Here is a 21706-nt window from a genome sequence, read left to right as displayed (position 1 = left end):
TAGATGGGCTCAAACTCAGGCTTTCGACGGTATAACTCAAAACCGCCTCTTAAATTTACTCCTGCTTCTTTCTCTTCATCACTGAATATGAAGTCAGCACTCCTGCTGCCGCAAATACTGTGCCGGGGCCAGTAGCATATTTTTCTCCATTTTTCTCACTTTCGTCTTCGCGATCAGTTTCCGAAGTTTCCTGGCTTTCTTTTCCGGATATTTCCTCTTCACTCAGCAGGCCTTGAGACTCCGGATATTCTCCGGTTTGGGTGGGCAGGAGTTCTATCTTCCGGGTGTTTTCTGATGTGCCGGAGATTGCGAAGGGCGAAAAGCCGGGGGTTTCAGCTGTGAAGTAGAGGCAGGTTTCGTCTTCCCCGCTCAGGGTTGTGGGCAGCGGGTCCCAGGTGCCTTCACCGTACCTGTAGAGGGTTATCGTGCTTTTGTTGATGTCCTGTTCCGAAATCCAGGTCAGGTTTACCCTGAAGCTTATTTTTGCGTTTTCAAGGTTTTCGGGGCTTGAAAATCCGCTGTTTCCTACCCAGATGTTCATGTTCCTGTAGACTGTGCCGGGGGCGGGCCCTGCGACCAGTGTGGACGTGTTTTTAAGCATCTCTATGATGGCAGTTGTTTTCCCGAAGCTCTTTTTCGGGTCAAACTCCACGGACACTATTTCATTCGTTTCGCCTTTGAAGGTGTAGCGGGCGTGGGACCCTTTGAAAACCTGTTCGTTTGAGATTTCCTTAAGCTCTATGTTGCTGTTGGGTTCTGCGGAACCGGCACCTCCGCCACCTCCTCCGCCCCCGCCTCCTCCGGAAGACGCGGTCTTTATTACGGTTATGTAGCCGATTTTGGTCTCGGTATCGCTGCCGGAGCTGCTGTTGACTGCCCGGAGTGTGACGTTATAGGTGCCCGGGGTCTCGTAGGTGTAAGTAGGGTTTGTTTCGCCGGAGTCGAAGTTTCCGTCCCCGTCAAAGTCCCACTCCCGGGAGTCCGGGGAATTGTCGGAGAGGTCCGTAAACAGGACTGTAAGGGGGGCTGTCCCTGAGAGGGGGCTTGCGGAAAATTCGGCTTCCGGAGGTGGGTATGTGACCACTACGTCCGAATCTCCTCCAACAGCAACGGAAGCGAGGGAATATGCGGACACCGTACCTGAAATGGTATAGGTCCCGGGTTCGGGGCTTGTGGGGATTGTGACCCTGTACACAATGTTCTTCCCTGCACCTGCGGAAAGGCTCTCAGTCCAGACCCATTCCAGGGTCGACTCCTTAAATAAAGCCCCGTCATTTACCACAGGGCTTACGCTCCAGCCTTCAGGGAGGTCTTCATCCAGGGCGGGAGCCTCAAGGTACTGTCCCGCCTGAAAGGTTATATTTACGGTAAAAGCCCCGCCGGCGTACACGGGTCCCTCCGGGATCTCCCTGCTTGCCGTAATCCCTGCGGCTGAAACGGGGACTGCCGTTCCTGAGAGCAGGAGAATCAGTATAAGGCCGGAGATAAGGCCAGGGGTAAGGCCGCGGGTGAGGCCGGGTATGGGGCCTGAGATCAGGCTGGAAATGAAACCGGAGGTCCTGCGCAGGTTTTCTTTTTCAGAGTTTTTTTCAGTGTTCATGAAATGAGACCTTTGTCATTATTTTTTTCAGGGGTTTTCCGGGATTTTTTTCAGGGGTTTGGGCCCCCGGGCATCCGCTACAGGTCTTAAAATATGTGCTTTTTTTGTATATATTATTATACTGTGTATAATTTCAGGTGTGTCTGCCGATGTTTCTTATATTGCTGTCCTGAATATCTCCAGGCATTCTTTCAGGCTTAATATATTTTTGAAAACCGGAGGCAGGCGGGATAACTTCAAACGAATCCGCAGTCAAAGTCAAATATAAATAAAACAGTGCCCTATTTCCTGCTATGAGAAATAAAAGGAGTTATGTATGGCTTATGCTGGCAGTTATCGGGGTTGCAGCTGCGGCTGCAGCTTTCATGTATCCACTCTCTACCGGGGCACCGACTCCGGTAGCTACATCGGATATCGCTGCAAACGGGGTAGAGTCCCATGTAAGCGCGGTCAGCAAAGTGGAGCCTGCAAACCCGCTGGAGGTCCTGACCGCAGGGGCCGTGGGAACGGAGGCTGCTACCGAGGTTACGGTCTACAACGACAACCTTGCCCTCGTGAAGGAACGGAGGGGACTTGAGCTCCAGGCAGGGGTAAACAACGTTGAGTACACGGATGTGGCAGCCCTCATTGACCCCACATCTGTTATGTTTGAAGATACAAAAAACAAAGAAACAGCGGTCCTGGAGCAGAACTACGAGTACGACCTGGTAAGCGGCTCAAAACTCCTGGAAAAATTCCTGGATGAGGAGATCACAGCTACCGACAAGGAAGGAAACACCTATACTGGAACCCTCCTCAGCCACGACGGCGGGGTGGTGCTCAGGCTCAAGGACGAAAAGGTCGTAACCCTCTCCGAAGTCTCAAAAGTGGAATTCCCGGACTCGGCAAACCTTCTTACAAAGCCCACCCTGGTCTGGCAGGTCTACTCTCCCGTGGGGGGCACACGTGATGTCCTTACCTCCTACCTTACCGGAGGCATGAGCTGGAGAGCGGACTATATTGTAAAAACCAATGCCGATGACACAAAAGCTGACATCCAGGGCTGGGTCAGTGTTGATAACACTGCAGGGACCACTTTCGAGAACGCCAGCCTGAAACTGGTTGCAGGGGAGGTCCACAGGGTCTTTGTGCCCCAGCCGAGATTTACGTATGATGAAATCGTCGAGGAAGAGGCAGCGTATGAAGTGGCGGATAAGGGCGGTTTTGCCGAAGAGTCCCTCTTTGAGTACCACCTCTACACCCTGGAAAGGCCTGCAACCCTCAAGAACAACCAGGTCAAACAGCTCTCCCTGCTCTCTGCGGACTCCGTCCCGGTAGAAAAGGAACTCATCTTTGACGGGGCGAGGAGCGACAAGGTCCAGGTAGTCCTGAACCTGGAAAACTCTAAGGAAAAAGGCCTGGGTATGCCTCTCCCTGCAGGAGTGGTTAGGGTTTATAAGGCTGACTCCGAAGGCCAGCTCCAGTTCCTGGGCGAAGACAGCATCGACCACACCCCGAAGGATGAAGAAATCGAAGTGGCTGTAGGAAACGCTTTTGACGTTACCGGCACCAGGACCCAGACCAATTACAAGAGAGTCAGTGACAACGTGTGGCGGGAAAGCTATGAAATCGAACTCAAGAACCACAAAACCGAATCCCAGGCCGTCACAATCGTGGAGCACTTCTACGGGGACTGGGAGATTACCAGCAACTCCGACAAATACGAAAAGACGGACGCATTCACCGCCGAATGGAAAGTAACGGTTCCAGCAGACGGGTCAAAGAAGATCTCCTTCACCGTGGAACACAGGTATTGAGTTTTCGGCAGTTTTTGAGTTCCCGGACTGGAGCTTGAAAATTTTCCGGAACCCGGTTTAAGGGAAGAAATCTGATAAATATCTGTAAGGGGGCTTTGCCCTCTTACTTTTCAAACCGGCTTTTCATACTTCTTTCAAAAAATTCTCCTATTAATCCTGGCTTATAGTGAGATTTAGTCATATTGCTGTTCTGGGAATCTCAGAGTATCCTTTCAGGTTTTATATATTTATGAAAACCGGAGGCAGGCGGGATAACTTCAAACGCATCCGCAGTCAAAGTCAAATATAAATAAAACAGTGCCTTATCTCCTGTTATGAGAAATAAAAAGAGTTATGCCTGGCTTATGCTGGCAGTTATAGGGGTTGCAGCTGCGGCTGCAGCTTTCATGCATCCTCTTTCTCCCGGGGTTGTTCAGGCTCCGGCAGATGTATCCGAAATCGCTGCAAACGGGGTAGAATCCCATGTAAGCGCGGTCAGTAAAGTGGAACCTGCAAACCCTCTGGAATTCCTTACGGCAGGGGCTGCGGGAACGGAATCGGCTACCGAGGTTACGGTCTACAATGAAAACCTCGCCCTCGTGAAGGAAAGGAGGGGGCTTGAATTCCAGGCAGGGGTAAATCAGATCGAGTACACGGATGTGGCAGCCCTCATTGACCCCACCTCGGTTATGTTTGAAGACCCGAAGAGCAAAGAAACCGCTGTCCTGGAGCAGAACTATGAGTACGACCTGGTAAGCGGCTCAAAGCTCCTGGAAAAATTCATGGATAAGGAGATCACAGCTACCGACAAGGAAGGAAACACCTATACGGGAACCCTCCTCAGCCATGACGGAGGAGTCGTGCTCAGGCTCACGGACGGAAAAGTAGTAACCCTCTCCGAAGTCTCAAAAGTGGAATTCCCGGACTCTGCAAACCTGCTTACAAAACCAACCCTGGTCTGGAAGGTTTACTCTCCGGTGGGGGGCACGCGAGATGTCCTTACCTCCTATCTGACCGGAGGCATGAACTGGAGGGCGGACTATATTGTAAAAACCAATGCCGATGATACAAAAGCTGACATCCAGGGCTGGGTCAGTGTCGACAACACCGCAGGCACCACTTTCGAAGACGCAAAACTGAAACTGGTAGCAGGAGAAGTCCACAGGGTCTATGTGCCTCAGACGCAATTCGCCTATGAGGTGATGCCCACGGAAGAACCAGCGTATGGGGCTGCAAGGAACAGTTTTGCCGAAGAGTCCCTCTTTGAGTACCACCTCTACACCCTGGAAAGGCCTGCAACCCTCAAGAACAACCAGGTCAAACAGATCTCCCTGCTCTCTGCAGACTCCGTCCCGGTGGAAAAGGAACTCATCTTCGACGGGGCGAGGAGCGACAAGGTCCAGGTAGTCCTGAACCTGGAAAACTCAAAGGAAAAAGGCCTGGGCATGCCTCTCCCTGCAGGGGTTGTGAGGGTATATAAGGCTGACTCAGACGGCCAGCTCCAGTTCCTGGGCGAAGACAGCATCGACCACACCCCGAAGGATGAAGAGGTCGAAGTGGCTGTAGGAAACGCTTTCGATGTGACCGGCACCAGGACCCAGACGAATTACAAGAGGGTCAGCGACGACGTGTGGCGGGAAAGCTACGAAATCGAACTCAAGAACCACAAAACCGGGCCCCAGGCCGTCACAGTCGTTGAGCACTTCTATGGGGACTGGGAGATTACAAGCAGTTCCGACAAATACGAAAAGACGGACGCATTCACCGCCGAATGGAAGGTAACGGTTCCTGCAGACGGGTCAAAGAAAATATCTATCAGTCTGGAACACAGGAATTGAGCCCGGGTTCCTGAAAAATCCGTAGAAAAGAGGCTATGAAGCCTTTTTTCTAAACTTTTTTGAAAAAAATAAGGTTTTTTTGGCATAATTTGCCGTAAATCTGTATTAAATTATGTATTTAAATCACGTATATATAAATCTGAAACATATTAATTACTATGGGAGTGAAAAAGCGCTTTTTGTGCCTTACAATGGCATTTTTCGGGGTTATTTTACTGTTTTCGGCCTTTGTGCTTCAGGACAACGGGAGCAGGGCTCAGGCATACGGGTCCGGAAGTGAAGGGGATGGAATAGGGTCTGAACCGGGTATGGATTCAAAAGTTCAGCCTGCAGACCCCCTCGGGTTTCTGGGTTCCGGGGCAGCCGGGGACGGAGGGGACATCGAGATTACGGTCTATGAGCAGGACCTCGCCTTTGTGAAGGAAACGAGGGAATTCGAACTCAGCAACGGAGTCAATCTTGTGGAGTATACGAATGTTGCGTCCGGGATCGACCCTGCTTCGGTTATGGTCGAGGACCCAAAAAGCAAGGAGACCGCTGTCCTTGAGCAGAACTACGAGTACGACCTGGTAAGCAGTTACAGCCTGCTAGAAAAGTACCTGGGCAGGGAAATTTCCGCAACCGGGGGAGACGGGGCAACCTACACCGGGAAACTGCTGAGCTATGAGGGAGGGGGGCTTGTCCTTGAGCAGGAAGGGGGAAATGTCGTGGTGCTACAGGACGTGATGAAAGTTGAAGTGCCCGACACATCGGGGCTTTCCACAAAGCCTTCGCTTATCTGGCAGCTCTATTCTCCTGTCACCGGAAAACGGGAGCTTCTCGTGTCATACCTTACAGGGGGGATGAGCTGGAGGGCGGATTATACCCTTAAAAGCAATGCCGATGATACGAGAGCCGATATTGCGTCCTTGGTGAGCATTGACAACAGGGCGGGAGTTGCCTTTGAGGATGCCAGTATAAAACTGGTTTCCGGGGAAATCAACCGGGTTTCTGCCCCCCGGCCGGTATATGAGTATGCCGAGGAAGCCGCTGCAGAAGCTCCGATGGAAGAGCCCTTTACGGAAGCAGCCTTCTTTGAGTACCACCTCTATACCCTTGAGAGGCCGGCAACCCTGAAAAATAACCAGGCCAAACAGATCTCTCTTTTCTCTGCCAGTTCCGTCCCTGTAAAAAAAGAGCTTATCTTTGACAGTTCCCGGGGTGATAAGGTAAGGGTTTTCCTGAGCCTGCCGAACTCAAAAGAAAACGGGCTTGGAATGCCTCTTCCGAGAGGTATCGTGAAGGTATACAAAACCGGGGCAGGAGGGGATCTTCAGTTCCTGGGAGAGGATATGATCGAACACACGCCCGAAGGCGGGGAGTTAAAGGTAGCAGTCGGTTCTTCTTTCGATGTGACAGCTACCCGGACCCAGACAGATTACGAGCGCATCAGTGATAATGTGGAGAGGGTCAGCTATGAAATCGAGCTTAAAAACAGCAAATCTGAGGCTCAACCCGTAACGGTTGTCGAACACTTCTACGGGGAATGGGAAATCCTCGAGAGTTCTGACAAATACGAAAAGACCGATGCCTTTACTGCCGAATTCCGGGTGACGGTCCCTGCAAAAGGCACGAAAACCGTTACTTACACCGTGGAAAACCGGTTTTAAGTTCCGGGTGGTTCCTGCCAGTTAAAAGTCAGAACCTGATGTCGGCAGAACTGTGGTCAGAAGTAAGATGTTTTCAGGGAATAGATGTTGTTATAGCTGGATGTAGTCAGAAATAGAACTGGAGTAGAACTAACTGGATGTTGTTACATAGACAGAAATCCTGTCAAAAGAATGTTGTTAGAAATAGATAGTAAGGTTAGAAATAGATAGTAAGAGTTCCAGATGGTAAGGGTTCCGGCCTGCTGGAAAAATGCCATACGGCCAGCCGCCGGAAGTTTCCTGAAAATAAAAATATGAATTAATTGGGATTCCAGAATAGGGAAAGAAAAGGAGTTTGTAAGACCAGTTACAGAATGGTTCTGTAACCTGGATCTTTAACATTTATCCTTCGAGAACGATCTCGATGTTGATGTCTTTCGGGACCTGGATTCTCATGAGCTGGCGAAGCGCTCTTTCGTCGGCTGCGATGTCAATGAGCCTCTTGTGTACGCGCATTTCCCAGTGGTCCCAGGTTGCAGTCCCGTCCCCGCTGGGGCTCTTCCTTGTAGGAACTACCAGCTTCTTTGTGGGAAGCGGAACCGGGCCGGAAATGTTTACTCCAGTCCTTTCGGCAATGGACTTTACCTGGTTACAGACTCCGTCCAGATCCTTGGGACTGATGCCTGACAATCGGATTCTAGCTTTTTGCATAACCTTTTTTCTCCTTCAAAAATAAAAAAGGAGAGTGTTTATTTCTGTTTAACACTCATGCACATACCGGCGGCAATGGTCATACCCATGTCGCGGATAGCGAACCTGCCGAGCTGCGGAATTTCCTTGACAGGTTCCATGACCATCGGCTTTGTTGGTTTGATTGTAACGATAGCTGCGTCTCCGGCCTTAATGAAGGTCGGGTTTTCTTCCTTGACCTGCCCGGACTTGGGGTCGAGCTTCTTGTCAAGAGAGATGAGCTGGCAGGCTACCTGAGAGGTGTGGGCGTGGAAGACCGGGGTGTATCCAGCGGTGATAGCGGATGGGTGCTGGAGGACCACAATCTGTGCTGTAAACTCGTCAGCAACGGTTGGTGGGTTGCTTACAAGGCCACAAACGTCTCCTCTGCGGACATCGTTCTTGCCGATACCACGGACGTTCCAGCCGATGTTGTCACCGGGGACTGCCTGCGGGATTTCTTCGTGGTGCATTTCAATGGATTTTACTTCACCGGATACTCCGCCTGGCATGAAGACGACTTTGTCGCCCTTCTTCATGACCCCTGTCTCGACCCTGCCCACAGGCACGGTTCCGATACCGGAGATGGTGTATGCGTCTTCCACAGGGATCCTGAGCGGGAGGGTGTCCGGCTTTGTGGGTACCTTGAGGTTGTTGAGGGCTTCCATGATTGCGGGGCCCTTGTACCAGGGGGTCTTCTCACTGAGCTTGACGATGTTGTCGCCCTGGAAAGCGGAGGTCGGGATGAAGGGGATTTCGCTTGGCTTGAACCCGATCATTTTAAGGAGACCGGAAACCTGTTCCACGACTTCCTTGTACCTTGCTTCGCTGTATTCGACTGCGTCCATCTTGTTGATTGCAACAATCAGCTGGTTGATGCCGAGGGTCCTGGAAAGGAAGATGTGTTCCCTGGTCTGGGCCATAACACCATCAGGAGCTGCGACCACAAGGACAGCGGCGTCAGCCTGGGAGGCACCAGTGATCATGTTCTTAACGAAGTCACGGTGACCCGGGCAGTCCACGACTGTGAAGTAGAACTTGTCAGTGTCGAACCTCTTGTGAGCGATGTCAATGGTGATACCTCTTTCACGCTCTTCCTTGAGGGAGTCCATGACCCATGCGAAGGCGAAGGATTCTTTACCCTTCTGCTTTGCTTCTTCTTTGTACTTCTCGATAATGTGTGCAGGTACAGCTCCTGCATCGTACATTAAGCGTCCTACGAAGGTTGACTTTCCGTGGTCAATGTGACCAATAACTGCTAAATTCATGTGCGGTTTTTCTGCTGCCATCTTAATTTCTCCTTTACATACTGATGAGTTTCATTGCTATATCAGGTAATTACTATATTAACATTAGGGCGGATTTCAATATTGACCTGCTCTTTGCAACATCCGGCTTCGATCAATATTGGCAGATTCCGTCTGAAACTATTTTATCGAGTCGACGTAATCTGAATTTCCAGCTGCCTGGAGTATTTTTCCCCAATATAGGCATACCTTGTTTTAAAGCTTTCCGATTGGCTGTGTTTGAAGGGTTTATCGAGTTTCCCTGAATCCGGAAGAGGTTTTGCCCACCCGGCAGGGAAATTCTACGGAACCCGAAAATATGGGAGAAGCGGAATTTCCGCTTACATCCCGAGGAAGTCAGAGGCCTTGGGAAGTTCCTTCTTCAGGCCTTTCCTTTCTCTGATCTGTCCTACGATTTCAGTCATAAGGCTGGTAGGCACAATATCAAAGCCTCCGAACTCCGTGCTCCACATTGCACGGCCTTCGGTTGCGGACCTGATTTCTCCGGCAAACCCGAACATTGCGGCCACAGGCACTCTGGACTCGATAATTGCCAGGTCTCCTTCGGTGGTCATGTTCAGAATGATGCCTCTGCGGCCCTGAATTTCTTTTGTGGCGCCGCCCATTGTGAGCTGGGGCACCTGGACAAAGACCTTCTGGTAAGGTTCGAGAAGGCTGTCCTCTGCGATAAGCATCCCGGCCTGGATAGCCTGCCTGGCTGCGGGAATGATCTGAGCCGGGCCCCTGTGGATTGCGTCTTCGTGGAGTTTTGCGTCCACAAGCACACACTTCACGTTTGCCACGGGTTCCCTGGTAAGGGGGCCTGCCCGCATGACTTCCTCAAACCCATCGAGCACCAGTTCCATGGTTTCGTTCAGGTACTGGATACCCTTGGTCATGTCGATGAAGATGTTAGAGCTGTAAATGCCGACAATGCTCTTTGCTTCTTCCTTGTCCATGCCGACTTCCATGAGCTTCTGCCTGCGTTCAAGTTCAGGCATGCTCATGCTTACCTCACCGGACTTGATAAGGTCAACAATTGCAGAGTCAAGGGGCTCCACAAAGATATAGAACCTGTTGTGCCTGTTCGGGGACTTTCCTTCCACGGGCTCGATCTTTCTCTTGATGGTTTCCCTGTAGACCACAATTGGCTTGCTCGTGGTGATTTCTACGTTCTTGTCCCTTTCGATCCTGTGGGCGATGACTTCCAGGTGGAGTTCTCCCATTCCGGCCATCAGGTGTTCGCCGGTTTCCTCGTCCAGGGTGATCTGGAGAGTCGGGTCTTCCTTTGCGACCTGCCTGAGGACTTCGACCAGTTTGGGAAGGTCCTTGGTGTGCTTGGCTTCAACAGCCACTGTCACCACAGGTTCGCTTACGTGCCTGATGCTTTCGAAGGGGGTCATGCCTTCAAGGGTGGTTACGGTAGACCCGACGATTGCATCTTTCAGGCCTGTAACGGCTGCAATGTTACCTGCAGGGATCTTTTCCACTTCGAGCCTTTCGGGGCCCATGAAAATCCCGACCTGCTGGACCCTGCTCTTCTTGACGGTCCCTGAGGTGTAGACTTCCATCCCACGGGTAAAAGAGCCGCTGAAAAGCCTCCCGGTTGCGACTTCACCTGCGTGGGGGTCCACGGAAATGTCCGTTACCATGAAAGCAAGGTCACCGTTTGCGTTAGCGCTGGCCATTGACTTTCCGATCTCGGTGTTATCATCTCCGTGCCAGATTACCGGCACCCTGCCCTTCTGGGCTTCGAGCGGGTTTGGCAGGTAACGGATGACCATGTCAAGGACAGCTTCGTGCAGGGGGCACTTTTCTGCAAGGCTCTTCATGTCGCCTACTTTACAGTAGTCGTAGACGTCCTTGAAGGAAATCCCTGTCTTCTGCATCATGGGCACACTGATTGCCCAGTTGTAAAGGGCTGAACCGAAGGCCACGGTTCCGGCTGCTGCATCGACTTTCCAGCCGGCCTTGAACTTCTCCGGGTTCATGTTCTTAATAAGCTTGTTAACGTGGTCGATGACTTTCCCGAGGCGGACCTGCATTTCCTGGGCGTCGACCTGAAGCTCATTGATAAGCCTGTCGACCTTGTTGACGAAAAGCACCGGTCTTACGTGCTCCCTTAAGGCCTGCCTGAGCACGGTTTCGGTCTGCGGCATGGTGCCTTCTACGGCATCCACGACAACGACGGCCCCGTCCACGGCCCTCATGGCACGTGTAACGTCTCCACCGAAGTCAACGTGTCCGGGGGTGTCGATCAGGTTGATCAGGTAGTCTTCATCATTATAAGTGTGGACCATGGAAACGTTTGAAGCATCAATAGTAATGCCTCTTGCCTGTTCCTCTTCGTCCGAGTCCATGAATAACTGTCTGCCGGCAAGCTCTTTGGAAATCATTCCTGCGCCTGCAAGCAGGTTATCACTTAATGTGGTTTTTCCGTGGTCAATGTGCGCAACGATCCCGATGTTCCTGATTTTTGCGGGTTCATTCATGAGCGTTGTTACGCGCTCGACCATCTTCTTCCTTCGTCCCATGCTGATACCTTTTAAATAACGTAAATTTTGTTATATTGTAAACTTAAAAAAATCGGGGCAACCCCGAAAAAATGCTTAGCGGGCTGCCTTTGCTACTCTTTCCTTTGCATCCTTCCTGTTGATGGAGAAGCACTTGGAATCGCGGTTTGCGGCGCCGATGAGTTCGGAAGCCAGGCATTCTGCGGCTGAGCGCTTGGATTTGAAGGCTGCGTTGTTTGTTCCCATGCAGATGTAGCGAAGAGCTGTGTCCACGCGCCTCTGGGGTGCTGTGTCCACTGCCTTTGGCACGGAGATTCCACCGTACTTGAGCCTGACAACTTCTTCCCTGGGGCCAGCGTTAGAGAGGGCATCTACCAGGATCTGGATCGGGTTCTGCTGGGTCTTCTTGTTAACGATGTCGAAGGCCTCTTCCACGATCCGGAGGGTCAGCTGCTTCTTGCCGGTGTTGTATTCCGTCCTCATGAGGTTGTTTACCAGACGTTCCACAATGGAAATCTCGGATTTGTTAAACTGCTGCCTGGCATGCTTCCCGCTGCTGTGGGGGATGATGACCGGAGTGAGGCTGACGTAGCGCTTCATCCCGAGATCCTTGACCTCCACTTCAGAGGGGTCCCACTTCCCGAAAATCTTATACAAAGCCAATCATCTCCTCGGTTTTTCCATTCTGGCGATAACCATTTCGTGTAAGGATACGTTGTTTACGGCAATTACCTTGAAACGTACCCCGGGGATGTCACCCATAGCACCGCCCATGCGGCCTCCGATCCTTTCCACGGTAACTTCGTCGTGTTCGTCGATGAAGTTCACTGCCCCGTCACCCGGACAGAAAGCAGTTACCTGACGCCCGTTCTTTATGAGCTGGATCCTTACGCATTTGCGGATTGCAGAGTTAGGCTGTTTTGCTTCAACTCCTACTTTTTCCAGTACAATACCCCGGCCCTGCGGTGCGCCACCAAGGGGGTCGGCTTTCACGTTCAGCCCGAGGACACGCCTGCTGTAGTTAGTGTCCTTCCAGCGGGCATCCTTCCTGTTTTGTTTAAGGATATGAGCTGCATTCTTTCCTTTTGCCATGTTAATTCTCCGAATTTAGCAATTTTAGCAATTAATATATTCTGGCATTCAATGCCATATTTCCTTCAACGCCGGATTGATAAATGATCAAAGTAAACTTGTTCTGTGAGTTGTTCTGCAGGTATTACTGCAGGACCACATCGTCTATGTTGTGGTGACGGCGAGCAAGCATCTTTACTTTCTCTATATTCTTGCCGCTGCGGCCGATGGCAAGCCCCTTCTCTTTATTGGGTACGTCTACATAAGCTAAACGCTTGCCATTTTTAGTTATAATGTTCACGGAACTCACGGACACGGGCCCGAAGGAGTTCTTTATGAAAGTGACAGGGTCCTCAGAATACTCTACAAGTTCGATGGGCTTGTCCAGGGTTTTTTTAACGCGGTTTATGTTTTCCCCGTTCTTGCCTATGGCAAGTCCCATGTCTCCCTGCTTTACGACGTATACGAGCCTGTCCTCTTCCGGAACGCAGTCAAGGATCTTGGCCCGGGTCATATTTTCAAATAATGCAATGTACTGGATGCTTTCTGCCGTAAGTCTTATTCCACCCAAGACGCTGCCAACTCCTTTCGATCAGGCTGTAGCTGCCAGGATATCGGATTCTCCCGCATCGAGGATTGCCATTGCTGCAATCGTAAAGGGCTTTCCGCAGACAGGGCCCAGCTCTACACTTGTGCCTGTGTATTCCAGGACCGGGACGCTTGTTGCCTGGATCTTCTTTTTAATGTCTTCCGGGCAGTTTGATGCCAGAACCACCAGTTTTGCAGTGCCTGTTGCAGCTGCATCAATGGTCCGGTTGGCTCCAACGATTACTTTTCCAGTTCTCATCGCCTTGATAAGAGATTTATCAACATTGATCTTCATTTTCATCAACTCTGTCTCAAATTAGCTCGTCTACTCTATCTCATTTCCAATAAGATTTCAACGCTCGGTGAATATATGGTACTCTAAATACCTGATGCCTTATATCAATTTTCTGGTTATGAACCTATGCGGTCCAAGTTCCTGCAGCAGGATTTGATGAGTGTTATGTTGAGAATTTAGTTTGTATGCACGTTATGAGCACAGGTCCCTCTATTCAGCTTATACATTTAAATAATGGTAGGGTGGAAGATCGGGCCCTGAGGCCTTCAAATCCCACATTCGTCCTGTACTTCGATTTCTTTTTCTCTCTTCCTGGTAATCAGGTGCACATCTCCGGTACCCATACGAATGGGCTGCCCGACAATGATGTTTTCCGTAACACCCTGCAGCTCGTCCACGTCCCCACGCATTCCTGCGTCCAGGAGGTGGTTGACAGTAACTTCGAAGGCTGCACGGGCAAAGACACTGGCCTTTTCCCCGGAAATACCGTGACGTCCGATCTGTTTAACTTCCCCGTCGCAGGTCATGAGGTCAGCTACAAGCATAATGTGCCGGATATCCACGGTAAGACCCTGTTCTCTCAGGGTGTCTGTGGCCTCCTTAATGATGGCATTCCTGGCTGCCTCGACTCCCAGCACCTCATAGATCTCATTGATGTTATTGGTGCTGGTCCGCGTCTTGTCCACTCCTTCGAACTGGAGCACCTCGCGCAGGGCCGAACCTTCGGTGTAGAGGGTGTATTCTTCCCCTTCTTTCCGGACCACTACCCTTTTGATCCCTTCGATCCCTTTCATGGTGACGTTGTGGATGTTTTTTGCGAGCTGGAGCAGTTCCCTGTAGGAGGGTTCTCCCGGAGCGATAACTATCTGGTTGTCTATGTCCGGGGAGATTGAAGCCATAACGTTCAGTTCTTCATTGAACTTTTCCTTGACCTGTTCAATAGTGATGTTCCTGGCGTCCATGGCTTTTTCGTGCAGGTCGATGATAAGCTTCATCTGGGAGAGGTCAGTGGTCACGTCTGCGATGTGGTCGATTTTGGTCGCTTCAATCTCCCATGCAAGAGCCCTGGTCTTTTCCCTGTCATAGGCGTAGTCTTCCGGGTTTTCCTTGGACAGGGCAATGGTCATCATCGGGGTGCTCGGAATCTTCCGGGCATCCACGATTTCGATAAGGCGGGGCAGACCCAGGGTAACGTTGATTTCAGCGACACCAGCGTAGTGGAAGGTACGCATGGTCATCTGGGTACCCGGTTCCCCGATGGATTGGGCGGCAATGACCCCTGCAGCATCGCAGGGCTCGATACACGCCAGATCATACTCTTCCATCACATGCTCTACGATCTCTTCCATTTCCTTCTTACTTACTCCGGCTTTGATCACATCTTCCCGGAGGGTCCTCAGGGTGTTTGCAGGAAGAGGCAGGTCTTTTATCATACTGTCAATTGTAGCTTCACTGATGCTCATAAGGCCACCTCCCTGTTTACCACGGTACGTACAATCCGATGGATCGTCTCAGGCTTGCTGAAGTCGTTCTTGGTGGGATTGATCCCGTCTTCCCCGTACTTGAACTGCACAAGCACGCCTCTTGTATCCCTTACCGTGAGGTCGTACTGGACTTCCAGGTCCTGAAGGGCGTTTACGAGCCTCCTCTGGAGATACCCTGACTGAGAAGTCCTGACTGCAGTGTCCACAAGCCCTTCACGTCCACCGATGGCGTGGAAGAAATACTCGGTAGGGTTTAAGCCGCTCTTGTAACTTGCCTTGACGAACCCGTGGGCATCCGAACCAAGGTCCCCTGCTTCGAAGTGGGGCAGGGTCCTGCCTGCGTAACCTCTGCGGATACGTTCACCACGCACTGCCTGCTGCCCGACACAGGCCGCCATCTGGGTAAGGTTCAGGATGGACCCTCTGGCACCCGAACGGGCCATGATAACTGCAGAGTTTTCAAGCCCCATGTGGCTGTCTGCAATGTTACCGGTCCTGTCTCTGGCTTTTCCGAGCTTCTGCATGATGCTCATTTCAATGGTTTCATCAAGCGTCCTGCCCGGGAGAGGTTCAAGCTCCTTGTTCTGGTAGGACTGGATGAGCTTTTGCACTTCTTCTTCAGCCTTCCGGAGCTCATCGTCGATCTGGATCCTTGCTTCTTTCGGGATATCTTCATCGGCAATCCCGAAACTCAGGCCGGTACGCATGATTGCCCTGATTGCAAGCTTTGTCATGTCATCAATGAAGAGGGACCCTGCCTCGGAGCTGATCTGCTTGATGATCCTGTCCTGGATCTTGCCCTTGAATGCCCCTATGGCCGCTTCGTCGATGGTGCCCATAAGGAGTTCCCCTTTCCGAATTACCACGTAGGCGTCGTTCGGACACTCCTCTTTCTTGCAGACGTCGCAGTGGGAGCAGACCTGGGCCGGGAATTCAATGTCCAGACCTTTGGGAAGGATCTGGCTGAAGATCTGTTTCCCTGTCCAGTAAGGCTTTCCGGCTTCGTACCCTGCAGGTTCGGGCAGGACACGGGCTTTGCTTTTCCGGAGGATGTCAAACGCATCATGTGCAGAGATGCGGTTTTCAAAGCGGGTCAGCAGGAAAAGCCCTGAAATGTGGTCGTGGATTCCTCCGATAATGGGACCGCCGAAACGCGGAGAGAGGATGTTTTCCTGGACCTGCATCAGGATCTTTGCTTCGGCCCTGGACTCCTCAGTCTGGAGGGCGTGCATGTTCATTTCGTCCCCGTCAAAGTCGGCGTTGTACGGGGGACACACCGCAGGGTTCAGCCTGAAGGTCTTATTGGGGAGGACCTTTACGGAATGGGCCATGATACTCATCTTGTGCAGGGAAGGCTGCCTGTTGAAGAGCACGGTATCTCCGTCCTTCAACTGGCGCTCCACTACCCATCCGAATTCGAGTTTTTCGGCAAGGTCGTCCTTGTTGACCTGGGTAACCTTTATACGCCTGCCGTCAGGCCGGAATACATAGTTTGCCCCGGGGTGGATGTCTTCGCCGTTCCTCACATAGACCTTGAGCTGTTCGATGTTCCTGGGAGTTACCACCGCAGGGATAGTAAGGATCCTTGCAATGGGCATGGGGACCCCGACTTCGTTGATGCTCAGGTTCGGGTCCGGGGAAATCACGGTACGGGCCGAGAAGTTCACACGCTTACCAGAGAGACTTCCCCTGAAACGCCCTTCCTTACCTTTCAGACGCTGGGAAAGGGTCTTTAAGGGCCTGCCTGACCTGTGCCGGGCAGGGGGTATGCCGGATACGGAGTTGTCAAAAAATGTAGTAACGTGATACTGAAGGAGTTCCCAGAGGTCCTCGATGATAAGCTGGGGGGCTCCTGCCTCCCTGTTTTCCTGGAAGCGCTGGTTGATCCTTATGATGTCGACAAGCTTGTGTGTCAGGTCGTCTTCACTGCGCTGCCCGGACTCCAGAGTAATGGAGGGACGCACGGTGACCGGGGGCACGGGCAGGACCGTCAGGATCATCCATTCTGGCCTTGCGTTCTTCGGGTCCATCCCGATGACCTTTATGTCTTCGTCGGGGATGTTTTCGAAGCGGTCCCTTATCTCCGTAGGAGTAAGCTTTTCCCCGTCTTCCAGATACTCACTGGGCTTTTCGAATTTGATTTCCAGCTGCTCCTCGTTACAGTAGGGGCAGGTCTTCACCTTGCTGGCTTCCTTGTAAATATCATTGATAAGGTCATCAGGCATGTGCCCGATTTCCTGAAGGGCTGTTAGCTGCTCCAGGGAGTGCTGTTTCTGAGTAGGGTCCAGCAGGATCCTGCTGCATTTCCTGCAACTTGCCCGGAGAAGCTTCCTGATTATCTTGTTAAAGCCTACGTGGACAACAGGAGCAACAAGTTCGATGTGCCCGAAGTGCCCGGGGCATTCCCCTGCCCTGCCGGAGCAGGTCTTGCAGCGAAGCCCGGGGTCGATTACCCCGAGTTTTGTGTCCATCAGTCCCATATCAATGGGGAATCCGTCGTCATCGTAAGTGTCGGCTGTAATGATGGGCGTTGCGCTCATCTTACGGATCTCTTTTGGAGACATTAAGCCGAATTTGATCGAAGAAATTCTTTTCGGAATAGGAGGTACGTTTGCCATCTGTCCACCTCACCTCATACCGCATCTTCCAGCTTGAGCCTGGGCGCAACTCCCAGGGACTTGATTTCGTCCAGCAGCAGCTTGAAAGCGTAGCTCATCTCCACGGGGTAGATATCCGTGTCCGCTCCGCAGGCGGGGCAGATAGAGATGTTCCGCTGCTTGTCGTACGTTGCAATCATTCCGCAGTGGGAACAGACCAGTTCCACAACCTTGTCGGACTCGTCCAGCAGCCTTTCCTTCAAGGACATGGCAGCCCCGTGCCCGACCAGCACGTCACGCTCCATTTCTCCGAACCTCAGACCTCCTTCCCTGGCCCTACCTTCCGTAGGCTGGCGGGTGAGTACCTGCACAGGCCCGCGGGACCTGGCGTGCATCTTGGAGGTGACCATGTGGTGCAGTTTCTGGTAGAGGATTACGCCTACGAAGACATCGGCCGGGATCATCCTGCCTGTTGCCCCGTCGTAGAAGACTTCCTTTCCTGTGTGAGCAAAACCGTGCCTCTTAAGGGCATCCCTTAAGTCTTCTTCATTTTCCCCTGAGAAGGCGGTTGCGTTTATTCTCCTGCCTTCCATTGAGCCAACTTTCCCTCCGATCATTTCCAGCACGTGCCCGACGGTCATACGGGAAGGAATTGCGTGCGGGTTGATCATGAGGTCGGGGGTCAGACCTGATTCCGTAAACGGCATGTCGGCAATCGGGACTTTCAAGCCGATAACGCCTTTTTGCCCGTGCCTTGATGCGAACTTGTCCCCGATATCCGGGATCCTTTCGTCCCTTACCTTTACCTTGGCAAGCCTGGTCCCGTTAATGGATTCTGTAAGAATGACAGTGTCGACGATACCCCTTTCATTAGACCGCATGGTAATTGAGCTTTCTCTTCTCTGCTCCACGGCAATCCCGAATTCGGTAGGTTCTTCCAGGAATCTCGGAGGGCTGGTCTTTCCGATCAGCACGTCGTTTGGGCCTACCTGGGTCTCTGGGTTCACAAGCCCGTCGATGTCCAGGTTTGCATAGGCTTCGGCACTGCGGGCTCCGCGGTATTCGGAGTCCGGGATTTCGAACTTGTCTTCCTGACCACCGGGATACCTGCGCTCTTCGCCTTCAAAGGTCCTGAGGAAATGGCTTCTTCCCAGGCCTCTCTCAATCGAACCCTTGTTGAAAATCAGGGCGTCTTCAATATTATACCCTTCATAGGACAGGATTGCAACCACGAAATTCTGGCCTGCCGGCCTATCGTCAAACCCTATGGATTCACAGGTCCTTGTCCTGGTAAGGGCTCTCTGGGGATAGTGCAGGACGTGTGCACGGGTGTCGGGCCGCAGTTTCTGGTTTGCGGTGGATACCCCGATACACTGTTTGATCATGGCTGCTCCCATGGTGTTACGCGGGGATGCGTTATGTTCCGGATAGGGAACCATTCCCGTGCATATCCCGAGCATGAGTTCGGGATCGATTTCCATGTGGGTGTGTTTTGAGGTGATGTGGGACTCGTAGAGGGCAATGAATGCATTTTCCTCTTCTTCTGCATCCAGGTACTCCACACAGCCTTCTTTCACAAGGTCCTCGAAACTGATTTCTTTAGTCCTCAGTTTCTCCATGTGCTCTTCAGTGACTTTTGCAACCCCATTTTCCACAACAACGAGGGGCCTTCTTGCCCTGCCCATGTCGGAGTTGATGATCACTTCCCTGGTGTTGTCGTTCAGGGCTATGTTGACCTGCTTGGAGATGAACCCCTGCCGTCTCATTTTTCGGAGTTCTTCTGCCAGTTCCTCAGGATTGTCGTGGGTCCCGACAAGCTCCCCGTTTATGAATACTTTTGCTTTTGTCATTTGGCCTCGACCCCTTAATCACCTAACATCGACCCGACATCGTCCAGGCTGTCGGAATAATCGAATAAGTCTTCGTCCTTGTACTTTTCTATTTCGTGGACTTCTTCGAACTCTTCTATTATCTCTTCCCCGAACTCGTCAAGCAGGGTTTCCCTAAGTTTGGCCGGAATCTCCGGTGCCTTTATTACTACCCTTTCGACGCTCAGGTCATAGAGTATCTTCTTTATGCTATCGGTTTCTTCCGCTCCCGTAGAAAGCTCTACCATCTGGGCAAAGTTCTTCACAAGGCCACAGTTAGGACCTTCTGGAGTTTCGGAGGGGCAGAGCCATCCCCACTGGGTGGGGTGCAGGTCCCTGGCCTCGAAGTGTGGCTGGGCACGGGAAAGCGGAGAGATAACGCGGCGCAGGTGGGAAAGGGTGGATATGTAGTCGTTCCTGTCCAGGAGCTGAGAGACACCCGTCCTTCCTCCTACCCAGTTTCCGGTTGCAAGGGGGTGCTGCAGGCGGTCCGTAAGAACGTCTGCCCTGACGATGGTGGCGACGTTAAGTTCCCTGTTCCTCATGTTTGCGCGTTCGAGCTGGTACTTTATGTCCCTTGCCAGCCTGTTGAACGAGACTCTGAAGAGGTCTTCCATGAGGTCACCTGCAAGTTTCAGCCTCTTGTTTGCGTAGTGGTCTTTATCGTCTTCAGCACGCTTGGCCAGGGCCAGTTCGAAGCAGGATTCTGCCATCCTTGCCAGGAAGTGGGCTTTTGGGACCCTATCTTTAATATCATTCCCGAGGTGGGGGAAGAGGTACCTGTCGATAACGTAATTTGCTCTCTTTATCTGGTACTCCTTGGCCTGCCCTGCTGCGACCCTTGCCCCGATCTTCTCGATTGCCTCTGCCTGGGTTTCGACCTCAGCTTCTTCCAGGTTTTCCAGCATGAACTTGATAATTTCCGGGTCGCTTGAAACTGCGTTTACGATATCCTCGTCAGTTACGATCCCAAGAGCCCTCATCAGGGTGATGAAGTAAACTCTTCCGGAGATAGAGGGGAAAGAGACTTCAAGGAGAGACTTTCGTCCCCTTTCCACGATTACGAGAGCCCGGTATCCCCGCTTCTGGGAGAAGACTTTTGCAACCTCAATGGAATCTCCGTAGCGCTCCCCGTATTCCACAAGGATCTTGTTCGGGGCAAGGTCCTCAAGGGTCATTACTACCCTTTCCGTGCCGCCGATGAGGAAATATCCCCCCGGGTCAAGGGGGTCTTCACCATAGCGGACCTTTTCAGGGTCACTCAAGCCCAGGAGGTTGCAGATCTTGGACTTGACCATGATCGGAAGCTGACCAATCTTTGCTTCCATGACCTCGGATTCTACCCCATCCTTGACGACGCTCATTTCCAGGTAAAGGGGACCCGAATAAGAGAGGTTCCGAAGCCGGGCTTCGTTGGGGTAAAGCTTTTCGATTGCCCCGTCCGCCTCCTTGACCACCGGATGCTCCACTCGGATCTTGCCCATTTTGAGGTAGGTATCCTCTATGTCAGTCTCTATTATTCTCTGTTCATCAATGATTTTCTGCAGCCCACTATCGATAAACTTGTTAAATGAATCAATATGGTGCTGCACTATCTTTTCCCGTGTAAAATATGCCCGCGACAGTACGTTGCTCTCTAACGCGATGATAGCACCCTCTTTGCTTTATTAAAGTGAAAATCGATAAACTATGGTGTTAAAATTTATGTACAGTCGTTGAATTTTATCCGTACGACGGTGCATGGAGATTCAAAAAATGTTCTACGAAAAACTCTGATCATACAAATTGTAATTCTGATCATGCAAGCTGTATAAACTCCCCCACGCGCTTACTCGATCACAAGTCTGAAATAATCTGCCTCCCCTGCAGTCTGACTTTTCCTTGTGATTTTTACAACATCTCCAATTACAGCTCCTATTTCTTTTATAACAGGATCCTGTACTTTGATTTTCGGAAGTTGCTCTTTTTCAATGGAATATTTGCTTAAAACAGACTTCAACTCGCCCTCGGGCATAATTTCATGTTTAGGGACCGACTCATGGTCAAGCAGGCTAAATTTTGTCAAATCCTTTCCTCCAAAAATAAAATCTCAAAAAATATTGGCCAAGCATGCCCCGCGGATGGCCTCTCCAGCGGGTGTAAATAGGAATCATAGCGGGCCCGTAGGGATTTGAACCCTAGGCCGACTGGTTAAAAGCCAGTCGCTCTGCCTGACTGAGCTACGGGCCCAGCTTGTCTTTTTCTTCACCTCTATGATTTGCACCTTTATATTTTTTGAAGCCACTCGTTCCTGCTGCCCCGCTGCATCAGGGTGCGCCTCTTACAAGGGTGCAACCCTCTAATTATAGCTATACTATTTATAGTTGGTGGTTGTCCAGGTTTTTCTCTTCCGTCCCCTCTTAAATATCTCTAAATTAATTCCCAATGTTTTCAG

16 protein-coding genes and 1 tRNA gene are annotated in these 21706 nt (G+C 51.5%); 3 read left to right on the top strand and 14 right to left on the bottom strand.

Annotation, left to right across the window (positions count from 1 at the left end; genetic code table 11):
• Positions 1-55: 55 nt before the first annotated feature.
• On the bottom strand, positions 56-1600 hold the full coding sequence (locus FTO70_RS05060) for a PGF-pre-PGF domain-containing protein (protein WP_255334620.1): 1545 nt from the start codon (positions 1598-1600) through the stop codon (positions 56-58).
• A 293-nt stretch (positions 1601-1893) separates the two neighbouring features.
• Between FTO70_RS05060 and FTO70_RS05055 the strand changes: the two genes are divergently transcribed.
• The 3 genes from FTO70_RS05055 (at position 1894) to FTO70_RS05045 (ending at position 6862) form a co-directional block, all read left to right on the top strand.
• Positions 1894-3396, top strand: coding sequence for a DUF4139 domain-containing protein (locus FTO70_RS05055; protein ID WP_255334619.1), 1503 nt, complete (start codon positions 1894-1896; stop codon positions 3394-3396).
• A 314-nt stretch (positions 3397-3710) separates the two neighbouring features.
• Positions 3711-5213 (top strand): DUF4139 domain-containing protein, encoded by a 1503-nt coding sequence (locus tag FTO70_RS05050; protein ID WP_255334618.1) that lies wholly within the window; start codon positions 3711-3713, stop codon positions 5211-5213.
• Between the two features lie 158 nt (positions 5214-5371).
• The gene (locus FTO70_RS05045; RefSeq protein ID WP_255334617.1) at positions 5372-6862 is read left to right on the top strand and encodes a DUF4139 domain-containing protein; all 1491 of its coding nucleotides are present in this window, start codon (positions 5372-5374) and stop codon (positions 6860-6862) included.
• Positions 6863-7243: 381 nt separating this feature from the next.
• Here the strand turns inward: FTO70_RS05045 and rpsJ are convergent, their stop codons facing one another.
• The 13 genes from rpsJ to FTO70_RS04980 form a co-directional block, all read right to left on the bottom strand.
• Positions 7244-7552 carry a 30S ribosomal protein S10 gene (gene rpsJ / locus FTO70_RS05040; protein ID WP_011021276.1) on the bottom strand — a complete coding sequence of 103 codons (309 nt, stop codon included), beginning with the start codon at positions 7550-7552 and terminating at the stop codon, positions 7244-7246.
• A gap of 38 nt (positions 7553-7590) precedes the next feature.
• Positions 7591-8859, bottom strand: a complete 1269-nt coding sequence (gene tuf, locus FTO70_RS05035; protein ID WP_255334616.1) for a translation elongation factor EF-1 subunit alpha — start codon at positions 8857-8859, stop codon at positions 7591-7593.
• Positions 8860-9197: 338 nt separating this feature from the next.
• On the bottom strand, positions 9198-11390 hold the full coding sequence (locus FTO70_RS05030; protein ID WP_255334615.1) for an elongation factor EF-2: 2193 nt from the start codon (positions 11388-11390) through the stop codon (positions 9198-9200).
• Positions 11391-11465: 75 nt separating this feature from the next.
• Positions 11466-12026 carry a 30S ribosomal protein S7 gene (locus tag FTO70_RS05025; protein ID WP_255334757.1) on the bottom strand — a complete coding sequence of 187 codons (561 nt, stop codon included), beginning with the start codon at positions 12024-12026 and terminating at the stop codon, positions 11466-11468.
• Between the two features lie 6 nt (positions 12027-12032).
• The gene (locus FTO70_RS05020) at positions 12033-12461 is read right to left on the bottom strand and encodes a 30S ribosomal protein S12 (protein WP_255334614.1); all 429 of its coding nucleotides are present in this window, start codon (positions 12459-12461) and stop codon (positions 12033-12035) included.
• A 124-nt stretch (positions 12462-12585) separates the two neighbouring features.
• Positions 12586-13011: a NusA-like transcription termination signal-binding factor gene (locus FTO70_RS05015; protein ID WP_255334613.1), complete on the bottom strand. Its 426-nt coding sequence runs from the start codon at positions 13009-13011 to the stop codon at positions 12586-12588.
• A 21-nt stretch (positions 13012-13032) separates the two neighbouring features.
• Complete coding sequence (locus tag FTO70_RS05010; RefSeq protein WP_255334612.1) at positions 13033-13323, bottom strand: 50S ribosomal protein L30e; 291 nt, start codon at positions 13321-13323, stop codon at positions 13033-13035.
• A 266-nt stretch (positions 13324-13589) separates the two neighbouring features.
• The gene (gene rpoA2, locus FTO70_RS05005) at positions 13590-14786 is read right to left on the bottom strand and encodes a DNA-directed RNA polymerase subunit A'' (protein WP_255334611.1); all 1197 of its coding nucleotides are present in this window, start codon (positions 14784-14786) and stop codon (positions 13590-13592) included.
• Entirely contained in the window at positions 14783-17425 is a 2643-nt protein-coding gene (locus tag FTO70_RS05000) for a DNA-directed RNA polymerase subunit A' (RefSeq protein ID WP_255334610.1), read from the bottom strand. The genes rpoA2 and FTO70_RS05000 overlap by 4 nt, the downstream gene beginning before the upstream one ends.
• A gap of 14 nt (positions 17426-17439) precedes the next feature.
• Positions 17440-19254 (bottom strand): DNA-directed RNA polymerase subunit B, encoded by a 1815-nt coding sequence (gene rpoB / locus FTO70_RS04995; RefSeq protein WP_255334609.1) that lies wholly within the window; start codon positions 19252-19254, stop codon positions 17440-17442.
• A 14-nt stretch (positions 19255-19268) separates the two neighbouring features.
• Entirely contained in the window at positions 19269-20921 is a 1653-nt protein-coding gene (locus FTO70_RS04990) for a DNA-directed RNA polymerase subunit B'' (RefSeq protein WP_255334755.1), read from the bottom strand.
• A gap of 179 nt (positions 20922-21100) precedes the next feature.
• Positions 21101-21337, bottom strand: coding sequence for a DNA-directed RNA polymerase subunit H (locus FTO70_RS04985; RefSeq protein WP_255334608.1), 237 nt, complete (start codon positions 21335-21337; stop codon positions 21101-21103).
• A 90-nt stretch (positions 21338-21427) separates the two neighbouring features.
• Positions 21428-21501: transfer RNA gene (locus FTO70_RS04980), tRNA-Lys, on the bottom strand.
• Between the last annotated feature and the right edge of the window lie 205 nt (positions 21502-21706).

The sequence above is a fragment of the Methanosarcina sp. KYL-1 genome, assembly GCF_024372725.1.
Taxonomy (GTDB): Archaea; Halobacteriota; Methanosarcinia; order Methanosarcinales; family Methanosarcinaceae; genus Methanosarcina.
This window is presented reverse-complemented; position numbering and strand designations above follow the sequence as displayed.

What these genes read in the sequence shown, in the direction of transcription:
- FTO70_RS05060 (WP_255334620.1), bottom strand. Translation starts at nt 1,600, where the DNA reads ATGAACACTGAAAAAAACTCTGAAAAAGAAAACCTGCGCAGGACCTCC.
- FTO70_RS05055 (WP_255334619.1), top strand. Translation starts at nt 1,894, where the DNA reads ATGAGAAATAAAAGGAGTTATGTATGGCTTATGCTGGCAGTTATCGGG.
- FTO70_RS05050 (WP_255334618.1), top strand. Translation starts at nt 3,711, where the DNA reads ATGAGAAATAAAAAGAGTTATGCCTGGCTTATGCTGGCAGTTATAGGG.
- FTO70_RS05045 (WP_255334617.1), top strand. Translation starts at nt 5,372, where the DNA reads ATGGGAGTGAAAAAGCGCTTTTTGTGCCTTACAATGGCATTTTTCGGG.
- rpsJ (WP_011021276.1), bottom strand. Translation starts at nt 7,552, where the DNA reads ATGCAAAAAGCTAGAATCCGATTGTCAGGCATCAGTCCCAAGGATCTG.
- tuf (WP_255334616.1), bottom strand. Translation starts at nt 8,859, where the DNA reads ATGGCAGCAGAAAAACCGCACATGAATTTAGCAGTTATTGGTCACATT.
- FTO70_RS05030 (WP_255334615.1), bottom strand. Translation starts at nt 11,390, where the DNA reads ATGGGACGAAGGAAGAAGATGGTCGAGCGCGTAACAACGCTCATGAAT.
- FTO70_RS05020 (WP_255334614.1), bottom strand. Translation starts at nt 12,461, where the DNA reads ATGGCAAAAGGAAAGAATGCAGCTCATATCCTTAAACAAAACAGGAAG.
- FTO70_RS05010 (WP_255334612.1), bottom strand. Translation starts at nt 13,323, where the DNA reads ATGAAGATCAATGTTGATAAATCTCTTATCAAGGCGATGAGAACTGGA.
- rpoA2 (WP_255334611.1), bottom strand. Translation starts at nt 14,786, where the DNA reads ATGAGCATCAGTGAAGCTACAATTGACAGTATGATAAAAGACCTGCCT.
- FTO70_RS05000 (WP_255334610.1), bottom strand. Translation starts at nt 17,425, where the DNA reads ATGGCAAACGTACCTCCTATTCCGAAAAGAATTTCTTCGATCAAATTC.
- rpoB (WP_255334609.1), bottom strand. Translation starts at nt 19,254, where the DNA reads ATGACAAAAGCAAAAGTATTCATAAACGGGGAGCTTGTCGGGACCCAC.